Source organism: Mediterranea massiliensis (genome assembly GCF_900128475.1).
Taxonomy (GTDB): Bacteria; Bacteroidota; Bacteroidia; order Bacteroidales; family Bacteroidaceae; genus Bacteroides; species Bacteroides massiliensis_E.
Genome location: NZ_LT635821.1, coordinates 1 through 1,065, shown reverse-complemented (window position 1 = coordinate 1,065; position 1,065 = coordinate 1). Strand labels below are relative to the sequence as shown.

Below are 1,065 nucleotides of genomic sequence, written 5' to 3'. Positions count from 1 at the left end.
TTCCATCCATAGGATACCATACAGCCAGGCTCACAAAGCGTTTGAGCGCTTTGGAGTATGCTTTCAGTCCGTAAAGTTTACCCTTGTTCACTTTGTACTCGGTACATCTTGTGATGTCCAGATTTTCAAAGTCAATTTTCTCGTCATGTAATTTTGGACGTCCGCGTTTTCCTGTCCTATTTTCTAAGGTGGGATAAAACAATACGGCATCATTCCTGAAACGGCTTATTACGTGGAAACCGTTATCGTACAATGGTTTGATGAAAGTTGCCTTTGAAAAGAACGCATCACATACGACTGTGCCAGAAATACGTTTCAGCTGTTCCTGTATGCTGATAAGGTAAGAGCTGTACCAGTCAACAAGATTCTTCTCACAGCTTTCCAGCGTTGCGTTGTCAGGTGTCTGTACAGAACCCAAAGTCATACATTCATGGTTGTCAACGTCTATAACTCCAATACCGGTTATTTCCAGTCCGCGTTTGTATTCACCGGCACAACCGGACCAGAAATAGCCAATCCATGGCGTTTTGCTGCCTGATTTTGGAATGAAAGACGGATCAACGGCTATCGCCTTACGACCACCTTTAAGGTGTTCTCTAATGATGGCTTCATTGAAGGAAAACCAGTCAAAGCCATCATTCTCAAAATTGTTTCGGTATGTCTGTTCTGAGAAACATCCATATCGTCCCATTTGTAGGAAATTGATGCGGTCAGGTATGGCCATGAACAATTTTATTGCATCCATGAATACTTTCTGGAAAGATTTGCTTATATTTACAACTGATTCGAGAGCATTCCTGCACTCGGATTGGTATTGCATAAGGAGTGATTCTTTGGTCATAATTAAAAGTGGTGAGATACTTCTAATTTACTAATAATCAACAAATTATGCAATACTTTCATGCTTTATTTTCAGCTATTTATCATATATTTTTCATCACTTTTCTTACCCCTTAACGATTCATTCTTGACAGTATTTCAATGATCTCTTTAATAATATTGAACTGGCTAACACCGATTCTATTATTTAATTAAATTTATCGGTAAAAATTTACCGAAGTATTG

At 38.7% G+C, this 1,065-nt stretch carries 1 protein-coding gene; it reads right to left on the bottom strand.

The features are described 5' to 3' along the window. Nucleotides 1–841 (bottom strand): transposase (locus tag BQ7483_RS00055; RefSeq protein WP_072544390.1); only part of this gene is annotated, 841 nt, incomplete at its 3' end. Between the last annotated feature and the right edge of the window lie 224 nt (nt 842–1,065).